Origin of the sequence: Candidatus Contendobacter odensis Run_B_J11 (assembly GCF_000531125.1) — a bacterium.
Taxonomy (GTDB): Bacteria; Pseudomonadota; Gammaproteobacteria; order Competibacterales; family Competibacteraceae; genus Contendibacter; species Contendibacter odensensis.
Genome location: NZ_CBTK010000024.1, coordinates 105197 through 123910, shown reverse-complemented (window position 1 = coordinate 123910; position 18714 = coordinate 105197). Strand labels below are relative to the sequence as shown.

Here is an 18714-nt window from a genome sequence, read left to right as displayed (position 1 = left end):
TCAGGCCCACATTGCCCTCCTGAATCAGATCGCCCAGCGGTAAACCATAACCGTTGTAACCCCGGGCGATATGCGCCACGAAACGCAGGTGAGCCATGATCAGGCGTTGCGCTGCGGCCAGGTCGTTATCCGCCTGTAACCGATAGGCCAATTCCTGCTCTTCCTCGGCACTCAACATCGGCATCTGGCTGACCGCCTGGATGTAGCCTTCCAGACTGCCGAACGGAATCGGCAAACTCTGCATACGAGGAATCAGCGCAGTCGTCATCGTTGTCTACTCCCTTTTTCATCTCATTTCATAATAGATTATTTTAGCACTCCGCTCCTGGGAGTGCCAAAACCAGCCGAAGGTTCCGTTCCGCTGCTACTCAATCGCCAGCATCCTCGTCCAGCAGCGCAGCGACGAACTCGGCGGCGTCGAACTCCCGCAAATCTTCGATACTCTCGCCGACGCCGATAAAGCGAATTGGCAGGCTCAGTCGTCGGGCAATGGCAAACACAATTCCGCCCTTGGCGGTACCGTCAAGCTTGCTCAAAATCAGACCGGTCACGCCGACCGCTTCATGAAACTGTATCGCCTGGTTCAAAGCGTTTTGGCCGGTACTGGCGTCCACCACCAGCAACACTTGGTGTGGAGCAGTAGCGTCGGCTTTGCCCATCACCCGTTTGATCTTCTTCAATTCCTCCATCAGGTTCGACTGGGTGTGCAACCGTCCGGCGGTATCGGCAATCACTACGTCTACATGTCGCGCCCGGGCGGACTCAATGGCGTCATAAATGACCGAAGCCGAATCAGCGCCGCTGTGCTGGGCGATGACGGCGATCCGGTTGCGTTCACCCCAGACCTGTAATTGTTCCACGGCGGCGGCGCGGAAGGTGTCGCCGGCGGCCAATAGCACCGTATGCCCGTCGTTCTGTAATTTTTTAGCCAGCTTGCCAATAGTGGTAGTTTTGCCGGCACCATTGACCCCGACCATCAGGATGACATAGGGCCGGGATTCGCTGGGCTGCCAAAGCTGCTGGCAGGGGGCGAGAATGGCGAGCAGTTCCTCGCGCAGTGCCTGGAGCAGTGCCGGTACATCACTCAACGGCTGGCGCGACAGCCGTTCGCTGAGCCGCTGGATGAGATGTTGCGTCACTTCTACGCCCACATCGGCCAGCAACAGGCGGTTTTCCAGCTCCTCCAGCACTTCATCGCCTAACTTCCTGCCGGTAAACAACCCGGCCAGCCCGCTGACCAGATTCTGGCGGGTGCGTCGCAGCCGGTCGCGCAACCGGGCGAAGCGTTCCGGCTGGGGTTCAGTGGCTTCCGTCATGACCTCAGCCGCCCGATCCTTGCGGAACGGGAAATGAAGCGGCCGGTTTAGAACCTCGAACAGGCTGGTTTTCTTGCGCTCAGCGACTTCGGTAGCAGATGGTGAAGGAGCAGGGTTGAGCTTGGGATCGGTCATAACTGGATGATTCCTCCGTTGGGTCGGCGTAGTAGTATGCAGCGGGATGGAATCTGTACCGTATTTCCCTGGGTGCGTTGATCATTACGCTGGGGCTGCGGGTGGATGATGCCGTTATTGCGGCGGAGAGGATGGGTTGCTTGATGAACGGTTCAATCGGTCAATAACTCATGACTTGGGATTGATCGGAGCGATGTTGACCGCCGCGCCCCCAATTCAGGACGGGTTCCGGTTGAATCCGCTGGGTCGTTCGGTGGAGAAAACGCCCGGGTTTTGTCTCTGGTTCGGACGCATTGATCTGTCCATTAAGGTCTGCCGAATCAATGTCTTCTGCCAATGTCTTCTCTTGTACAGTCTCGTCTTCGACCGCCGCCAGCTTGAAGAAATCCATTAACCGCTGGATCTCCACCGCTTGCCTGCTCAACGCCTGGCTGGCAGTCGTGGCGTCCTCAGCCAAGGTCGCGTTTTGCTGCGTCACCTGATCCATCTGTTGAATCGCCTGGTTCACCTGTTCAATGCCGCAGGACTGCTCGCGGGTTGCCGCCGCGATTTCCGCCACAATATCGGTGACTTTTCGGGTTTCCAGAATGATTTCCTGTAGCGCCTGCCCGGATTGCTTCACCAGATGACTGCCTTCCGTTACCTGGGTAACGCTGTCAGCAATCAACTTTTTAATCTCTTTAGCAGCATCAGCGCTGCGCTGCGACAGCTTGCGTACTTCAGCGGCCACAACAGCAAAGCCGCGCCCCTGCTCACCCGCCCGTGCGGCTTCCACCGCTGCATTCAAGGCCAGCAGGTTGGTCTGAAAGGCAATTTCATCAATGACCCCGATAATGGCGGCGATCCGCTGGCTGCTGGCATGAATGGCGTCCATCGCCGCCGCCGCTTCCTGCACCACTCTTCCGCCCTGTTCCGATCGGGTTCGCGCCCTGCCGGCCAACTTCTCGGCCTGAGCGGCATTTTCGGCGCTGTTCGTCACAGTCGAAGTCAACTGTTCCATGCTGGACGCGGTTTCTTCCAACGCGGCTGCTTGCGCTTCGGTTCGCCGCGAGAGTTCAATGCTTTCCTGAACCGTTTGTTGAGCCGAAACGTTGACTTGCAGCGTGGTCTCCCGCACCTGCTCAACAATCCCGCGCCACTGTTCGGTCATATCTCGCACCGCTGCATAAATACCGTACTCCTTGCCGGTATACGTCAGTTGCATACTCAGATCGCCATTAGCCACCTGCCTGACCAACGCGGCGATCACTATCGGTTCGCCGCCCAGCGGGCGAAGCACAGTCCGGATCACCACCAGCAGAATGATCGAAACCAGCAGGCCCACCGCTGCAATCACCCCGATAAACACCTGGCTGATCTGAATCCGATCGGCTTGCACCTGGATTTCACCCTGCTCCAGCAATCGATCCTTGTTGGTTTGCAACTCCGTCAGGGTCGGTTCCAAATCACGGACGCTCTGGTTCAAGGCGGCATCCTCAATGTCTATTTTCTGGATGATCTCGACCAGTTGCGAGAAAGCTTGGTGATAGTCGTTCAGGCGGGGAGCGATGCTGTCCTTGTCGTCCTGAAGCAGCGCACCGCCTTCCATAAACATTTCAAACCGGTTCCGTTCCGACGCCATCCGCCCCAGGTTCTCCTCCTTGCGGTAGGCGATGTAGTCCTTCTCGTTACGACGCATCAGCAGCATCGATGTCATCAGATCCGCCACCGAAGCCCCGTACTCCTTCAACCCGTCCTCCATATCTCGCGCCGCCTGATGCAGTTTGCCCAACTGACCGCTCTCGGCATTCAGGCCGTAGCTCTGTTTGAGTTGGACCAGCCGTTCAAAACCCGCCTTGAAGTTCTGCACCCGTTCCCGTATCCGCCCAATCAACTGCTTGCTTTGTGGTTCTGTCGTCAATCGATCCAGTTCGGCAATCTCCCGATCAACCTCTTTGAGGGCAGCGCGATACCGTTCCACTGCATCAATGTGGTTGGTTAGCAAAAATTGACCCTGCGCCTGCTGGGCTTCCAGCATGCCGATGCGAATACGATCCACCCGCGCCCCGATCTGATTGAGATTGCGGGCAGCGGCAAAAGCGGCGTCATCCACATGCAGCGCCGTTTGATAAGCGATGCCAATGCCCACGAAACCCAGCACTACCACGGTCAGCACTCCGATCAATTTCTGCTTGATACCGATCACGTTCATCACTGCCTTACCTCGAATTAGCGTAGTAAGGCACGGATTGAACCGGTTTTTTATTACCGTTATCTGACTTGAAGCGAGTAGCGCCCAAAAAAACAGGATCGTTAATCTGGTTAGGCTCTCCTCCGCAGTCTTCAAACCCAACGGGCTGCTAACGGCGAGATTGACCGGTGGTGACCGTATCGGCTAACGCCAGCGCCCGGTCGGTGGCGCCCCTCTGTACCAGGCGATCTACGGTTCCCGCCGGTAGCCAGACCATGGTTCCCGCCGGTAGCGCCATTCGTCCAGTTTGCGCCGGGGCATTCCAGGCTGTGTTCAACCGGTTCAATTCCCATAGATTCACTTCATAATGGTTCGCCAGCGTTGGAGCAGCCACCGCCTGCCGCAGCCGTACTCGATCCAGATTCAGCGGTGGCTCGTAGTTGACGCCTTCCGGGAAGAAGCGCTGGGGATTACGGGCGATCTCCCGCGCCGCCAGAAATTCGGTGTAGAAATTGCGTGAGGCGAAGCCAAAAGCCGCCCCGGAATAGTTGCGCACGATGCCGACCATATCGTTACCGAATGTTCCCTGGGCGCGCTTCATGCCACCTACGCCGTGATTGTAGGAGGTCACTGCCAGCGGCCAACTGCCCAGGCGGTCATAAGCGTTGCCCAGATAACGCGCCGCGCCTTGCGCCGATGCCACCGGATCGCGCCGCTCGTCCACCGCCGCATTCACGATCATCAGCCGTCGCGCGGTATCCGGCATAAATTGCCACATGCCCACTGCGCCGACCGACGACGCGGCATGATTCTGGAAGGACGATTCGACATGCGGCAAATAGGCCAGATCTTCGGGCAGGCCGGCTTCGCGGAACACGCCCCGGAACGCAGCATCGTAGCGACCGCTGATTTCCAGCCCTCGCTTGAAGCGCTCGCGCATGCCGCGCTGGCTGCGCAGCCGATCACCGGCGTCGGCCATGGCGCTGGAACCGCCACTGCTGGACTGGATCCGGGTCGCCAGCGCCTGCTCGGCGGGGGTCAGCGGGGCGTTGGTGGATACCTTGGACTCCAGTTGTTGCAGGCTGGCTTTCAAAACCTCCAGCCGTCCCTTGACAAAAGCCTGCTGTTCAGCAGTTTGGCTTTCGCCGACAGAGCCGGGCAAAGTCAGTACCGTGTAAATCAGATCAAGATGGCGAGTATCATGCAGCGCGACCTGATCGCGCCCCCAAACCGCATAAACATTGCGCCAGAACGCGATTTGAGGCTGCAATTCGGGCGGTGCCGGGAATATCGCGTCGTCGGATAGCACCATGGGAAGATTGGCCTTTGGCGGCGCGGGCTGATTGGCGCAGGCGGCTAGCACCAGCATGGTCAGAAGGGTGGTGAATCCACGCAGTCTTGGTCGCATTGAGGGTTTCTCCCTAGGAGTCTGGTTGGTCGGGTTTGGATAAATGCAGTGATGAGAGCAGCCTAAAATCCGGTTCATCGAGCCAAAACGCCCGAAAAACTCAAAGCCCAGCGGCCATCGCTGCCGGGCGGTCCCAATAGATTCATCGCTTGGCGCAGCGGCTGGTTGCCGACATCGCGAACCGCCGCCTGACCGTTGAACCGGTAGCGGCCATCGGGCGCCCAATGCAGGGTTCCGTTCAGCGTCAGTGGTCCCTCATGGTCCTTGATCGTACCTTGGACGCCTTCCGGCTGTACCGATGTCAGTTGTACGGTGAAATCGCCGAGGTTCAGTACCTGGCCCAAGGTGACGCGCACATCCCGCAGGTAGACGACGCCTTCCGCAGTGAGCGGTAGTCCAGCCTGATTCAGGGACAGCTCCCGGAGGTTGATTTCTGCCCATCCCTGCAACGGCAATTTTGGCTGTCCCACCAAGGCGCCCAGCTTGGCGAGCGGCAACCGTCCGCTAAAATCCCGCAAGCGTAACCGGCGATTCAGGCTGATAGCGGCGCTGGTAGTGAGTTTCAGATCAGGATCAGCCGCGTCCAGCCTGAACCCCAGCTCGCCGGTCAGCAGCGCCCATTTTTGCCAGCGCCACTCCAGTTGTTCAATCCGGGTGCTGTGCCAGCGCACCCCTCGCGCCGAACCTTCGATAGCCCGTCCCGCGACCTCTTGTGTGCTGAAGCCGGGCAGACGGGCACTGAGTATCTCTGTCAACAGAGTAGCCGGTGCCAGCAGCAGCAGCGACAGCAAAAACGCCAGCAACCCCAACAAACTGTAGCTCAAAACACGCTTCACGGACGGGAACCTTGCAGGATGACGCGGGCATTCACCCGCCCGGCGGCAGCAGTGCGATCCACGCTGAGATTGACGATAGTAAGGCGATGATTACGCTCCAGCGCACCGAGCCACACGATGAACGGGTCAAATTCGACCAGATCCAGCTGGGCGCTGAGCTTGTCATCCCCTTGCGGCGCGACCCGTTTCAATGAGCTGCCCAAGCCCGCCGTTCGGGCGGTTTGATCGACCAGAGTCAACAGGGAACGGCCATCACTGGCGGGACGGGTACTGTTGGCATTTTCAAGGCGCTTGATCTCCGCAGCGGCCTGCCGCATCCACGCCAGTTCGGCGCGTTGCTCGGTAACACTGTGCCGGAGTCGGCGACTGCCGGCCTGGAGCGGTTGCCAGACCAATGCGTAGAGTAACAAGGCCAAGGTCAACGCGGTGCCACCCGCGACCAGCAGGCGCTCGCGGACGCTCAGGCGGTCCCACCAGGTTTTCATGATGGGGTCCTTTTCAGGATGACTTTGCTGTCCATCTGGCCTTCCCGCTGCGTGGTGCGCATCTCGACTTGCACCCCGGTCTGCTGATTAAGCTGCTGCCGGAGTTGATCCAGCACTGCCGGGTTGCCGCCTTCCAGATCCAGATCCAGTTGCCCGTCGCGATAGTTGAAGCCCCGCAACATCACTGCGGGGAAATCTGCCAGCGGTTGACCGCCCCGCTGGAGCAGCTCGAACAGCGCACCGCCACTGGAACCGCTCGGTCGCAGTTCCCGCAGCCGGCTTTCCAACTGCACTTTGGGGTTAACGATCCGGGTGGCGCTGGGTACGGCATCCTTGAACACCTGTTCCATTTCAGTCCGCAGCGTCACCAGTTCCCGCTGCAAACTCCAGTATTGGTGAATCTGAGCGATCCCTTGTACCAGCAACCATGACCCTGCCAGCACCGCCGCCACCCGCCAGTGCCGGAGTCGGCGACCCCAATGCGCCTGCCGGCTGTAGGGACCTTGCAGCAGGTTCAGCGCCGGAATCGGCGGGTAGCCGGCTGCGAACAGTCGGAGCGGTTCGGGCAGGGTATCCTCAACTACTGCTTCCAGACCGGCTTCGGCCAGTTCCGGCGGCGGGCTACCCCAGACCCGCAGTCGTTGCGGTTTCGCATCGCCGGCTTCCGCGAGCGCCTGATTCAGCAACAGTTCCAGTAAATCCCGTTCGGTAGCGAAGCCTTCCCAACGACCGGTGCGCACCACCGCCCGGCGCTGTTCCAGCAAAACGCTCCAGTCGCCCTCCTGCCAGGGTAACAGCAGTGGTTCCGGGATGACGGCGGCAGGCATCAACCCCGCCTGAGTACAGGCTTCCAGCCACTCCCGCAGCGTGTCATGGGCGACAACTGCAACGGGCAGCCGGTCGCCATCGGGCGCAATACCCAGCGCGAAATGCAGGGTTTCGATATCCTCGGCTACCTGGTCTTCCAACGCATACGGCACGGCCCGTGCCCAGGTGGATCGTTTGCGACTCGGCAGCGGAACCCGGTGCAAGGTCAGCCTTTCACCCGGCGCGATCAGCAACAAGCGGGCGCCGATAACGTGGGGGACCAATTCGGTGAGCGTACCGTGTTGCACCGTCCCGTCAGCGAGCAGCCACTCGGCCTGGTCGGGGCTATGAAAGCGGAAAAAGGCGAGAGGGGCAGGCAAAGGAGTTTCAATCCTGTCGGGCTATTCGATGATTTTGATGGGGCAAATAATCTCTAACTCTAAGAAACGCCGGGCGATAGCGAGTCAACCAACGCCCCGCGCCAACCTGGGCAAATCACCTTCCAACCCCATCGCCCGGCAGGCGATGAGATTTTTGAGCGGCCCGGTGGCGTTGGTCAGACTCAGGCCGAGGTTTCGCAACAACTGCACCGGCGGCAGCGAAGCGCCAAACAGCCGCTTAAACCCGTCCATCATCGCCATCATCAGCAGGTTATCGCCCTTACGCCAGCGTTCATACCGGCGCAGCACCCGGAGCGAACCAATGTCATGACCGGTGGTAATGGCATCCAGTAACACCTCGGCCAGCGTCGCCGCGTCCAGCAGCCCCAGATTCACCCCTTGTCCGGCCAGCGGATGAACGACGTGGGCGGCGTCGCCGATCAGGGCGATACCCGGCTTGACATAGGCGTGGGCATGTTGCAGCCGCAGTGGGAACGCTGCCCGGGGTCCAACGTCAACGATGGTGCCGAGTCGCCGGTCGAAGGCCGCCGTCAGCGCGTCGGCGAATGCCGCATTATCCAGCGCCAACAGCGCGTCGGCCTGTTCCGGCGCCGTCGCCCAAACGATGGAGCAGCGCCCGTCATGCAGCGGTAGAAACGCCAGCGGCCCGGTCGGCAGGAAGCGTTGCCAAGCGGTTTCCTGATGGGATTCGGTGCTACGCACATTGGCAACCACCGCACTCTGGTCGTAGTTCCAGCCGCCGGTGTCGATATTCGCCCACTGCCGGACTTTGGATTGCGCCCCGTCTGCGCCGACCAAAAGCCGGGTGGTGAAGACGCGCTCATCGTTGAGCTGCACCCGCCAGCAGTTGTTATCCAGCGCTTGAACCGCTTCCAATGCCGCCGGACAGAGCAGATCCACTGTGGGCAGTTGTCGCGCCCGCTCCAGCAGCGCGTGTTGAATCACCCGGTTTTCGATAATCCAGCCGAGCAACGGCTCGCCGATGGTGGCGCTGTCAAAATGAATCTGGCCGGAGCCGGTGGCGTCCCACACCCGCATCTCGCGGAAGGGACTGACCCGCCAGGCGGTCATCCCGTCCCAGGCACCGACTGCGGCGAAAATGCGTTGCGAGGCGCGGCTGATAGCGGACACTCGCGCATCGAGATTATCACCCGGTCGGATGCGTTCCAGTGGCAAGCCTTCCAGCAGAGCGATTTTCAAATCACTCTGCCCCAGCGCACAGGCCAGCGCTGAGCCAACCATGCCACCACCGGCAATAATAAGATCGTAATCCATGCTATTGGTATTCATTGATTTTTCTCTCCCTCACCCCCAGTCCATCGCCCAAAGAGCGCAAGGTCTGGATTCACGCCGTCAGCGCCAGGCCCCGCGCCAGTTTTGGCAAACGGCCGTCCAATCCCATGGTCTGGCGGGCAAGTTGTCGCTTGAGCGGTGGACAGAGGTCGAAGGCCAGCAGTCCTAAATTACGGGCGGCGCGCACTGGCCATAAGGGATTGGCGAATAGCCGGTTCAACGCATCGGTAAAGGCAATGGTCCGGCGCTGATCCCAGCGTCGCCAGTCAGCGTAACGACTCAGCACCCGCAGATCACCAATATCCTCACCTGAGCGCCGCGCCTCCGCAACCACCTCCGCCAGCGCCGCCACATCGCGGACGCCAAGATTGAAGCCTTGTCCGGCGATAGGGTGCAGGGTGTGCGCAGCATTGCCAATCACCGCGACTCGGGCGCGGGCGTGTTCGCGGGCTTTCAGCAGGAACAGCGGATACGACTGCCGCCGGCCTACCCGCACAAAAGGCCCCAGCCGGTCACCAAAGCGTTCCTGCACCAAACTGAGAAAATCGGCATCGTCCAGCGCCATCACTGCCGGCACTTCGGAATCATTCACGGTGCAGACTACTGCACAGCGCTGATCACTCATCGGCAGCAACGCGATAGGACCGGCAGCGGTGAAGCGTTCATAGGCGATGTTTTCATGCGGCAGGGTCGGGGTGATATTGGCGATCACTGCGTGTTGTCCATACTCCCAGCGCACGGCGGCGATGCCGAGTTGTTCCCGCACCGGTGACTGGGCGCCGTCAGCGGCAACCAGCAGTCCGGCGCGGATTTCGACGGTTCGATCCTCGTTAAAAAAATGAACGGTGGCATAAGCAGCTTCCGGTTTAATCACAACTTGTTCCAACCGGGCGGGGCACAGCAGATCGACACCGCTCAGGGTTGGCAATTGCGCCCGCAGCGCGGCGCCGATCAAGCGCGCTTCGGCCACATAACCCAGCGCGTCCACTCCCTGGTCGCGGCTGTCGAGATGAGCAAAACCGATTCCGCCACGCTCGGAAATGTGGATCTGCCGGATTGGGGTAGCGGTTAGCGCCAGCGCATCCCACAGTCCCAGCGTCTGGAAAATGCGCCGGGTACCTTGCGCGAGAGCGATGCTGCGGTCGTCATAGCCGGGATGCTCACTGACGTTGAGCGGCGCAGCTTCGACCAGGCCAATGCGTAAATCCTGACCCGCCAGCGCACAGGCCAGGCTGGCGCCGACCATGCCTCCGCCGATAATCAGCACATCGTAATTATTTTGAGTCATGTTCCCCGGCCTTCCCGCATCAGCGCTTCGATGTCGTCGATTTCCTTGGGCGCGGCGGCGCTCAATACTTCGTTGCCGTCGGCTGTCACCAGCACGTCGTCCTCGATCCGGATGCCGATTCGCCACCAACGCTCGTCCAATTCGGTTTCGAGCTGAACCCCAAGCCGCGCCCAACCTTCATCCACTATCTTGCCACCGGCGGGGAGGTAGAGACCGGGTTCGACGGTGGTGACCATGCCCGGTTCAAACACCCGCCAGTCTTCGCCGGTTTTGTAATCACCCACGTCGTGCACATCCATCCCCAGCCAATGGCCGGTGCGGTGCATGTAAAGCTGTTTGTGCTGTTCCGCCTTAATCAAGGCTTCCACCTCGCCGTGCAGCAGGCCGAGCGCCACCAGGCCCTCAGTCAGAGTACGCACCGCCGCGTCGTGCGGTTCATTGAAATGACAGCCGGGTCGAACCTTGGCAATGGCGGCGTATTGGGCGGCTAACACCAGCTCGTAGATTGCACGCTGCTCGCCGGAGAACCGACCATTGATCGGAAAACTGCGGGTAATGTCGGAAGCGTAACCGTCTACCTCGGCCCCGGCGTCAATCAGCAGGATGTCACCGTCGCGCAGCGCTGCATTATTTTCGGTGTAATGCAGGATGCAACTGTTGTCGCCGCCGCCGACAATGGATGGATACGCCCAACCAGCGCCATTGCGCAGAAAAGTGTGGAAAATTTCCGCTTCCAGTTCATATTCCGGCATCCCCGGACGGCACACCTGCATCGCCCGGCGGTGCGCAGTCGTGGTGATCCGGGCGGCTTCACGCATTACTGCCACTTCTTCCGGTTCCTTGCGTAAACGCATGGGATGAAGTTCTCGATCCAGGGTGATGAACTCGGTAGGCGCATGAACTCCGAGGCGAGCCTTGGCGCGAACCTGATTGATCCACGCCATCACCTGCCGATCAAAATCCGGATTGTAGCCAATGGCGTAAAACACCCGCTGGCGATTTTCCAGCAGCGGCGGCAAGTGCTGGTCAAGCTCGGCAATCGGATGCGCATTGTCCACCCCGTAGCGATCCATGGCGCCCTGAGGTCCGGCGCGGCGACCGTGCCAGATTTCCATCTGCGGATCGCGCTGACGACAGAACAGCAAAAATTCCTGCTTGCCGCCGGGTACCAGTACCGCTATTGCTTCCGGTTCCGGGAAACCGGTCAGGTAGTAAAAATCGCTGTCCTGGCGGAAAGGATAATGCACATCGCGATTGCGGGGCGCAGATGGCGCAGCAGGCAGCAGAGCGATGGAGTCTGGACCCATCCGTTCCATCAGGGCGCGGCGGCGACGGGCAAAAACGGCGGCGGGAATCGTGCGGGCGAGCATGAGCGGCGGTCCCGGAATCAGTGCAAGCGGACAGAATCAGGCGTAGCGGAAGAATGCAAGTCCGAATGGATCAGCAGCAGCCCGACTCGCAGATATTCAACCACTTCAACGTAGGCGGTCTCATCGGCCTCGCCGGTTTCGTCGGTATCAAAACCGACTTGAGCGATTTCGGTCGCATCGCGCAGGAATTCCTGGCTTTCCTCGGACAAAATCCCGTGCTGTTCCGCCTGACCCAACCCCAGTCCATACAGTAACCCTTGGCACCAGGCACCGAGCGCATCGGCGCGCTGATTCAGCGGCGCATCGTCGTCAGGCAACAGCGGAGTGATCGAACCGTCGGCATCTTGCATCTGGGCGATGCCGTATTGCAGTAATTTTTCGAGTACATCACGCACTGGATCAGACAGCTCTGCACCTTCGGCCAGTACCTCCCCGGCATGGTGCAACCACTGATCGCTACTCAGACCGTCATCGGCACATAGCAGGCCACACAGCAAACCGTGCAATTCAGCAGGACTCAACGGGGTGAGCAGGCCGGTCAAGTGTTCAAATAACGGCGAGTGGGCGGTAGACATGGGCTGAACTCCAGCGCCGGGAGTGGCGCAGCGATGGATTATCGTAGCATTTGACACCCAAACCCCGAAATCGCAGTCAAAATCTCACGGTTGAAATTGACCGGGCCGGAATGGCCGCTCTATAGTATTTCCATGAAAAACGATACTTTTTACCAAGACGAACCGACGGTCGAAGCGGATGCATTCGACCGGATGCCCGATACGGCCGCGACTGGTTTGGTTCTCCTCACCGAACGGGTGGAGCAACTGGCAAGGTTATGCGAGCGGCTGCTGCGGGAAAATCAGCTTTTACGCGAGCAACAGGCCGCGCTTCAGGTCGAACGCAATCTCCTGCACGAGAAAAACGAGCAGTCACGCACCCGCATTGATGCCATGATCGTGCGCCTGAAAGGGTTGGGACCAAGTTGATGAACCAGGAACCACTGAGTATGGCTGTTCAGTTGGCCGGCTGCGAATACCGTTTCGCCTGCCAGCCCTCGGAGCGGGAAGAATTGTTGGATGCGGCCCGCTATCTTGACCTGAAAATGCGGGAGATTCGGGATCACGGCGGCAACACCCTCAATGCACAAGCGATAGCGGTGATGGCGGCGCTGAATCTCAGTCATGAGTTGCTGCGGCAGCAATGCCAATGGACGGAAGCGGAGAGCCTCGTTAAAAATCAGGTGCGGGATTTATTGCAAAAAGTTGATGCTGCCCTGAGTCTGGACACGCCAACCAGCGTATAATCTCCCTACGAGCTGAATTCAGTTCGGGCGTTCTCTGCAGTGTTCGAGTAGTGGGTCGGGTAACCCCTTGATCCTAGTTAATCTTACCCAGGGTGAGCGGTCGTCGGCGTAAATGTGCATGTCCGCCTCGTTGTGGAAAGCCTGATACGCCGCGTTGTTCCCCCACTTGAGCCTCCCGGTTCAAGGGTAACGACCCGAGACGGCACCGGCGGAGGGCGCCCCCTTCCTTGACCACGACGTTCAATGCGTCGCTTTTGTTGTTTTTCCTCTCAACCATGCATGACACCCCGCATCAACTTCGCCAGCGGCTCCGTGCCCTGCGCAGCGCTTTGCCTCCCGCCTCACAACAACAGGCTGCGCTGGCGGTTGCTGGTTGGCTGGCAGATTGGCCGGTGTTTACGGCAGCACACCGGATTGCCGGCTACTGGGCGTGTGATGGCGAGCTGAACCCGATGCCGCTGCTGGAACGCGCCTGGGCTGCAAATCAGCAGGTCTATCTGCCGGTGCTGACGGATACTCCGCTGCAATCGCTTCAGTTCGCGCCGTACCAGCCCAATACGCCTTTGCGCCGTAATCGCTTCAATATCCCTGAGCCGGATGTGCCGCCGACAAGCTGGCTGGAACCGCCAGAATTGGATCTGGTGCTAATGCCATTGGTGGCGTTCGATAGTTGTGGCAACCGCCTGGGTATGGGCGGCGGATTTTACGACCGCAGTTTTGCCTTCCAACGTGATCCGGGTCTGCACGGCCATCGACCTTATCTGCTGGGATTAGGCTACACCCTGCAAAAAGTGGCTACCTTGTTCCGGCAACCGTGGGATGTGCCGCTGGATGGAGTGGTTACGGAGGTGGCACTGGAGATGTTTTCCGTTGGTGAATCTTCGGTACTTACCCCAACTCCTTTCCCGCAGGCGAGCGAGGAGATTTTCCGACTCCCGTCAAGCGGACGGGCGGCGGGGTATTAAGAAAAACGGTAAAGTAGCAAGCCGAGGCTCCAGACCGCCGAGATCCCGAAGAATGAACGACAACATAATGAATTCACAAGAGATCAATTAAAATGATAGCCAGTATTCCGCTGCTCGTATTTGTTGTGGCTGCCTATACCGCACTGGCGCTGGTTGTGCCAATCTGGCTGGACAGCGTGTTGTTTGTTCTGCCGCTGCTGTCCGGTGCAGTGCTACCGTTCCGAGGCGGTGATTTATTGTTGGTGATGGGTCTGCTCCTGTTGTGTGTTGAAATTTATCGCGCTACCAGCAGTTCGTCGGCTGCCATTCTCAATCATGTGTTGTCGCTGGTGGTCTTCATCATCGCGCTAATCGAATTACTGGTCACTCCAAAAATGGCCAGCATGACGTTCTTTCTGATCATGCTGATGACGCTGATCGATGTGATTACTGGCTTTACCGTGACCATTTCCAGCGCCCGCCGGGATTTACAACACTCTTCATGATGGCCCACCTGAATTCGGCAGATTCTGCCGGCCTCTTGCCATGACCCTGCCCACCTCCGAGTTTTCCCTGATCGACCGCTATTTCGCCGACCATGCTCCGAATCGTCACGATGTGGCGCTGGGTATCGGCGATGACTGTGCACTGCTGATCCCGCCGGTCGGCCAGCAGTTGGCGGTGACGCTGGATACCTTGGTAGCGGACGTGCATTTCTTCGCCGCCGCCGATCCGGAAGGCATCGGTCACAAAGCGCTGGCGGTGAATCTGAGCGATCTGGCGGCGATGGGCGCGACCCCGGCTTGGGCAACGCTGGCACTGACGCTGCCCAAGGTCGATGAGGTATGGCTTGCAGCGTTCTGCCGGGGCTTGTTCGCGCTGGCGGATCAGCATGGAGTGCAACTGGTTGGCGGCGATACCACTCATGGCCCAGTGACTGTCATCACCCTGCAAGCGCACGGTTTCGTACCGCCGGACTTGGCGCTGCGCCGCGATGGGGCGAAACCTGGCGATGGGGTTTATGTGACCGGAACCTTGGGCGATGCCGGGTTGGCATTGGCAGCGGCGCTCGGTAAAGCGACTATTGCGGTCGGGCAACACAGCTATGTCCAGGCCCGATTGGAGCGGCCGGAACCGCGTCTTGCCGAAGGCGTGGCATTGCGTGCCATCGCCAGTGCCGCGATAGATATTTCTGATGGGCTGGCTCAGGACCTGGGTCATATTCTGGAACGCAGCCAGGTGGGGGCGCAGGTGGAGGTGGAGCGGTTGCCGCTATCGCCAGCGTTCAACGCCAGCCTCGACCGCGAAACGGCACTCGTGACCGCCTTGAGCAGCGGCGACGATTACGAACTGTGCTTTACCGTGCCGCCGGAGCGGGTGGCGCGGCTGGAAACCGTCGCGGCGGCTTGGGAATGTCGTTGCACCCGCATCGGCGTGATTGAAGCCGAACCGGGCTTGCGCTTGTTCCGCGCTGACGGTTACGCCTTTCGTCTGGAACGGCAGGGCTATGACCACTTCGGCTGAGGGGTTCTGGATTACCTCTCAGCGAAGCCAACACTCGCGCTAAACTCACCGATCCCGTGTTGTGGGCACAGGGCTGGATCGAGGAGCTGATCCGCCGCAAGAAAACTGCCGCCGCGATTGAAATCATCAGCGACAAAAGGACTGCCCGGCGTTTGTTTGCACTTGCTGCACGATTAACGGCGCAAATTCCTTATCCAATCTGCTGAAAGAGAGACTCCCGTGTCGGACATGCTGGTTAAGCTATACGATTTACCGGAGAAAGCGCCCGTTCTGCACCGCATGGCCGCTCAGAACATTGTCATCCGACCGCCCACCGTTTGGGATCAGCGGATGCTTGTCCAGTGGGTGAAGCGCCATTTCGGCCACGGGTGGGTTCCCGAATGCGAATATGCGTTTCGAACCTTGCCACCATCGTGCTTCATCGCCGTTCGGGAACAGGCTCTGTTGGGTTTTGCCTGTTATGACTGTACCGCCAAGAACTTTTTTGGCCCGACCGGCGTGGCGGAATCCGCTCGCGGCAACGGTATCGGCACGGCGCTGCTGCTGACCGCGCTGGCCCGGATGAGAACTGATGGGTACGGCTATGCAATTATCGGTGGAGTGGGACCTACCGCGTTTTACACCCAGACTGTGGGGGCTTGCGTGATTGAGGGGTCGTCGCCGGGGATTTATCGTTAGAAGTTTCGTGCTTGTGGCTTTGAATCAGTTCGGCGTTCATACGCTAACCTACCGTTGCGTAAACCATGGTCTTTTATTCCATAGCTCACTTCTTGCTTCAACGAGGTTGCCCAAGGGTACGGCTTGGTTTTCGCCACTCAAATTCCCCACGGGTGGGGAACTTTACGCTGATGAGGCGACCGCATGTTCCCCCAGGTCTCACGCCCTCTCTGCAAGCGTTACTTTCCGCCCAACTGGCGGTAGGTTCCTGAGAACGGCCAAGATTCTTAAATGAAAGCCCATGAAAGTCAATAAAGTTTTCAGTAGCTGTCAACCCTGAACATGCCGCGATCAGTGGCGAACCGACTGCGTACCTGGCTGGACAGCGCGGTCATGTTCATGCAGAATCGCGCCCCTTGATTGACAAGGACTCCTGCTTGAGCTATGGCAAAATTGTTGCTGCTGAACGGCCCTAATCTGAACCTGCTGGGTACCCGCGAACCCGCCGTTTACGGCGCTATGACCCTCGCTAACATCGAACAGCGCTCCGTGGAATTGGCCCAGGAACTGGGGCCGCATGAACTGGCTTGTTTCCAGAGCAACGCCGAGCATGAACTCATCAACCGCATTCACGCCGCCCGCCAGGAAAGCATCGTTTTTATCGTCATCAACCCCGCTGCCTTCACCCACACCAGCGTGGCGCTGCGTGATGCCCTGCTCGGAGTCGGCATCCCGTTCATCGAGGTGCATCTGTCCAACGTGTTCGCCCGCGAACCGTTCCGTCACCATTCCTACCTGTCCGATATTGCCGTCGGAGTGATCAGCGGCTTGGGCGCGCAGGGCTATGAACTGGCACTGTGCGCCGCCGACCGTTACCTCGCCACGCCAAGATAGCCGCTATGCCAATGGATATCCGCAAGATCAAAAAGCTCATCGAGTTGCTCGAAACCTCGGGTATTTCCGAAATTGAAATCAAGGAAGGCGAAGACTCGGTTCGCATTAGCCGCCATCCGCACGGTGGAGCGATGCCCTCGCCGCCACCGTGGACCATGCCGACCTACTACGGTCCACCGCCACCTGCGCCGGGTTCAGCTCCGCTCGCCCCCATCACCGCCCCCGCCGCCCCCGCCGCAGACCCAATCAAGGGCCACCTCCTGCGCTCACCGATGGTCGGCACCTTCTACCGCTCCGCTGCGCCCGGCTCCAAACCGCTGGCGGAAATCGGCCAACAGGTCAACACCGGCGATGCGGTCTGCATCATCGAAGCGATGAAGATGTTCAACCAGATCGAGGCGGATCATACCGGCGTCATCATCCGCATTCTGGTTGAAAACGGCCAGCCGGTTGAATTCGATCAGCCGCTGCTGATCATTGAATAGCTGCGCCATGTTCGAGAAAGTGGTTATTGCCAATCGTGGGGAAATTGCCCTGCGCATCCTGCGCGCCTGCCGGGAGCTGGGCATCCGCACCGTCGCCGTCCATTCCACTGCCGACCGCGAACTCAAGCATGTGCGCCTGGCCGACGAAACCGTCTGCATTGGTCCGCCGTCCGCCGCTGAAAGCTACCTGAACATGCCGGCGATCATCAGCGCCGCCGAGGTCACTGACGCGGTGGCGATCCATCCGGGCTATGGCTTCCTGTCGGAAAATGCCGATTTCGCCGAGCGGGTCGAACAAAGCGGCTTTATCTTCATCGGCCCGAAACCGGAGACGATTCGGTTAATGGGCGACAAGGTATCGGCGATCCGGGCGATGAAGGAAGCGGGCGTGCCCTGTGTGCCAGGATCAGACGGTTCACTGGGCGACGACGCTCCGGAAACCCTGCGCATCGCCCGCGATATCGGCTATCCGATCATTATTAAGGCCTCCGGCGGTGGCGGCGGGCGCGGAATGCGGGTGGTGCATAGCGAGGCTGCATTGCTGAACAGCATTGATCTGACCCGCAGCGAGGCCAATGCGGCGTTCGGTAATCCGACCCTGTACATGGAGAAATATCTGGACCATCCGCGCCACATCGAAATCCAGGTGCTGGCCGACACCCACGGCAACGCTATCCATCTGGGCGAGCGCGACTGCTCGATGCAGCGCCGCCACCAGAAGGTCATCGAAGAAGCGCCCGCGCCGGGAATCACTGCCGAACAGCGTCGCCATATCGGCCAGGTTTGCGTGGAGGCCTGTCTGCGGATCGGCTACCGCGGCGCAGGCACTTTCGAGTTTCTGTATCAGGACGATGAGTTCTACTTTATCGAAATGAATACCCGGGTTCAGGTTGAACATCCGGTGACCGAACTGATTACCGGTGTAGACATCGTTAAGGAGCAATTGCTGATCGCTGCCGGCCAACCGCTCGGTTATCTCCAGAGCGATATTCGCATTACCGGCCATGCTCTCGAATGCCGATTGAATGCTGAAGATCCGGTCAGTTTTGTGCCCTCACCCGGTACGATTAGCCAGTATCACGCCCCCGGCGGGCCAGGCATTCGGGTGGATTCCCACCTTTACAACGGCTATCGGGTGCCGCCGAATTACGACTCGATGGTTGGCAAATTGATCGCCCACGGCGAAACTCGCGAAGTCGCCATTGCCCGGATGCGGGGGGCGCTGGCTGAACTGGTGATCGAAGGGATCAAGACCAATGCGCCGTTGCATCGGCGTATTCTCGGCGATGCCCGCTTTATCGGCGGCGGAACCGATATCCATTACCTGGAAAAGCAGTTGCTCGAAACCCGCTGACCGGGTCCGCGCCTTCAGGTCCATGGTGGTCTGGCGGCGAACCCGCT

General features: G+C 59.5%; 20 protein-coding genes and 1 other RNA gene. 10 read left to right on the top strand and 11 right to left on the bottom strand.

The window, feature by feature from the left end; translation table 11 throughout:
• From BN874_RS01940 to BN874_RS01890, 11 genes are all read right to left on the bottom strand, one after another.
• The coding region (locus BN874_RS01940; protein WP_034430483.1) for a sigma factor at nucleotides 1-268 on the bottom strand (268 nt) is incomplete at its 3' end.
• Between the two features lie 100 nt (nucleotides 269-368).
• Nucleotides 369-1451 carry a signal recognition particle-docking protein FtsY gene (gene ftsY / locus BN874_RS01935; RefSeq protein ID WP_081756072.1) on the bottom strand — a complete coding sequence of 361 codons (1083 nt, stop codon included), beginning with the start codon at nucleotides 1449-1451 and terminating at the stop codon, nucleotides 369-371.
• Between the two features lie 160 nt (nucleotides 1452-1611).
• Nucleotides 1612-3642: a methyl-accepting chemotaxis protein gene (locus BN874_RS22040; RefSeq protein WP_051497312.1), complete on the bottom strand. Its 2031-nt coding sequence runs from the start codon at nucleotides 3640-3642 to the stop codon at nucleotides 1612-1614.
• A 148-nt stretch (nucleotides 3643-3790) separates the two neighbouring features.
• The gene (locus BN874_RS01925) at nucleotides 3791-5029 is read right to left on the bottom strand and encodes a lytic transglycosylase domain-containing protein (protein ID WP_051497311.1); all 1239 of its coding nucleotides are present in this window, start codon (nucleotides 5027-5029) and stop codon (nucleotides 3791-3793) included.
• Between the two features lie 74 nt (nucleotides 5030-5103).
• Nucleotides 5104-5865: a type II secretion system protein N gene (locus BN874_RS01920; RefSeq protein ID WP_081756071.1), complete on the bottom strand. Its 762-nt coding sequence runs from the start codon at nucleotides 5863-5865 to the stop codon at nucleotides 5104-5106.
• On the bottom strand, nucleotides 5862-6350 hold the full coding sequence (locus BN874_RS01915) for a type II secretion system protein M (protein ID WP_034430480.1): 489 nt from the start codon (nucleotides 6348-6350) through the stop codon (nucleotides 5862-5864). Before BN874_RS01915 ends, BN874_RS01920 begins: the two co-directional genes overlap by 4 nt.
• On the bottom strand, nucleotides 6347-7537 hold the full coding sequence (gspL, locus tag BN874_RS01910; RefSeq protein ID WP_034430478.1) for a type II secretion system protein GspL: 1191 nt from the start codon (nucleotides 7535-7537) through the stop codon (nucleotides 6347-6349). The genes BN874_RS01915 and gspL overlap by 4 nt, the downstream gene beginning before the upstream one ends.
• An 84-nt stretch (nucleotides 7538-7621) precedes the next feature.
• Entirely contained in the window at nucleotides 7622-8848 is a 1227-nt protein-coding gene (locus BN874_RS01905) for a UbiH/UbiF/VisC/COQ6 family ubiquinone biosynthesis hydroxylase (RefSeq protein ID WP_034430477.1), read from the bottom strand.
• A gap of 55 nt (nucleotides 8849-8903) precedes the next feature.
• Nucleotides 8904-10139, bottom strand: coding sequence for a 2-octaprenyl-6-methoxyphenyl hydroxylase (ubiH, locus tag BN874_RS01900; protein WP_034430476.1), 1236 nt, complete (start codon nucleotides 10137-10139; stop codon nucleotides 8904-8906).
• A complete protein-coding gene (gene pepP, locus BN874_RS01895; RefSeq protein ID WP_195912079.1) occupies nucleotides 10136-11509 on the bottom strand; it encodes a Xaa-Pro aminopeptidase in 1374 nt (457 codons plus the stop codon). Before pepP ends, ubiH begins: the two co-directional genes overlap by 4 nt.
• Before the next feature lie 17 nt (nucleotides 11510-11526).
• The gene (locus BN874_RS01890) at nucleotides 11527-12084 is read right to left on the bottom strand and encodes a UPF0149 family protein (RefSeq protein ID WP_034430475.1); all 558 of its coding nucleotides are present in this window, start codon (nucleotides 12082-12084) and stop codon (nucleotides 11527-11529) included.
• 132 nt (nucleotides 12085-12216) lie between these two features.
• On the opposite strand from BN874_RS01890, the gene BN874_RS01885 reads away from it, so the two are divergent.
• The 10 genes from BN874_RS01885 (at nucleotide 12217) to accC (ending at nucleotide 18667) form a co-directional block, all read left to right on the top strand.
• Nucleotides 12217-12492, top strand: a complete 276-nt coding sequence (locus tag BN874_RS01885) for a TIGR02449 family protein (protein WP_230314300.1) — start codon at nucleotides 12217-12219, stop codon at nucleotides 12490-12492.
• 20 nt (nucleotides 12493-12512) lie between these two features.
• The gene (locus tag BN874_RS01880; RefSeq protein WP_230314299.1) at nucleotides 12513-12809 is read left to right on the top strand and encodes a cell division protein ZapA; all 297 of its coding nucleotides are present in this window, start codon (nucleotides 12513-12515) and stop codon (nucleotides 12807-12809) included.
• A gap of 28 nt (nucleotides 12810-12837) precedes the next feature.
• A non-coding RNA gene (ssrS, locus tag BN874_RS23225) (6S RNA) lies at nucleotides 12838-13028 on the top strand.
• Nucleotides 13029-13036: 8 nt separating this feature from the next.
• Nucleotides 13037-13774: a 5-formyltetrahydrofolate cyclo-ligase gene (locus BN874_RS01875; RefSeq protein ID WP_051497310.1), complete on the top strand. Its 738-nt coding sequence runs from the start codon at nucleotides 13037-13039 to the stop codon at nucleotides 13772-13774.
• A gap of 92 nt (nucleotides 13775-13866) precedes the next feature.
• Nucleotides 13867-14259 (top strand): hypothetical protein, encoded by a 393-nt coding sequence (locus BN874_RS01870; RefSeq protein WP_051497309.1) that lies wholly within the window; start codon nucleotides 13867-13869, stop codon nucleotides 14257-14259.
• 40 nt (nucleotides 14260-14299) lie between these two features.
• Nucleotides 14300-15277 carry a thiamine-phosphate kinase gene (gene thiL / locus BN874_RS01865; RefSeq protein ID WP_034430472.1) on the top strand — a complete coding sequence of 326 codons (978 nt, stop codon included), beginning with the start codon at nucleotides 14300-14302 and terminating at the stop codon, nucleotides 15275-15277.
• 228 nt (nucleotides 15278-15505) lie between these two features.
• Nucleotides 15506-15955 (top strand): GNAT family N-acetyltransferase, encoded by a 450-nt coding sequence (locus BN874_RS01860; RefSeq protein WP_320411439.1) that lies wholly within the window; start codon nucleotides 15506-15508, stop codon nucleotides 15953-15955.
• A 423-nt stretch (nucleotides 15956-16378) separates the two neighbouring features.
• On the top strand, nucleotides 16379-16828 hold the full coding sequence (gene aroQ, locus BN874_RS01855; RefSeq protein WP_034430470.1) for a type II 3-dehydroquinate dehydratase: 450 nt from the start codon (nucleotides 16379-16381) through the stop codon (nucleotides 16826-16828).
• An 11-nt stretch (nucleotides 16829-16839) separates the two neighbouring features.
• Nucleotides 16840-17313 carry an acetyl-CoA carboxylase biotin carboxyl carrier protein gene (gene accB, locus BN874_RS01850; protein WP_034430519.1) on the top strand — a complete coding sequence of 158 codons (474 nt, stop codon included), beginning with the start codon at nucleotides 16840-16842 and terminating at the stop codon, nucleotides 17311-17313.
• 7 nt (nucleotides 17314-17320) lie between these two features.
• Complete coding sequence (gene accC / locus BN874_RS01845; RefSeq protein WP_034430468.1) at nucleotides 17321-18667, top strand: acetyl-CoA carboxylase biotin carboxylase subunit; 1347 nt, start codon at nucleotides 17321-17323, stop codon at nucleotides 18665-18667.
• Nucleotides 18668-18714 lie beyond the last annotated feature (47 nt).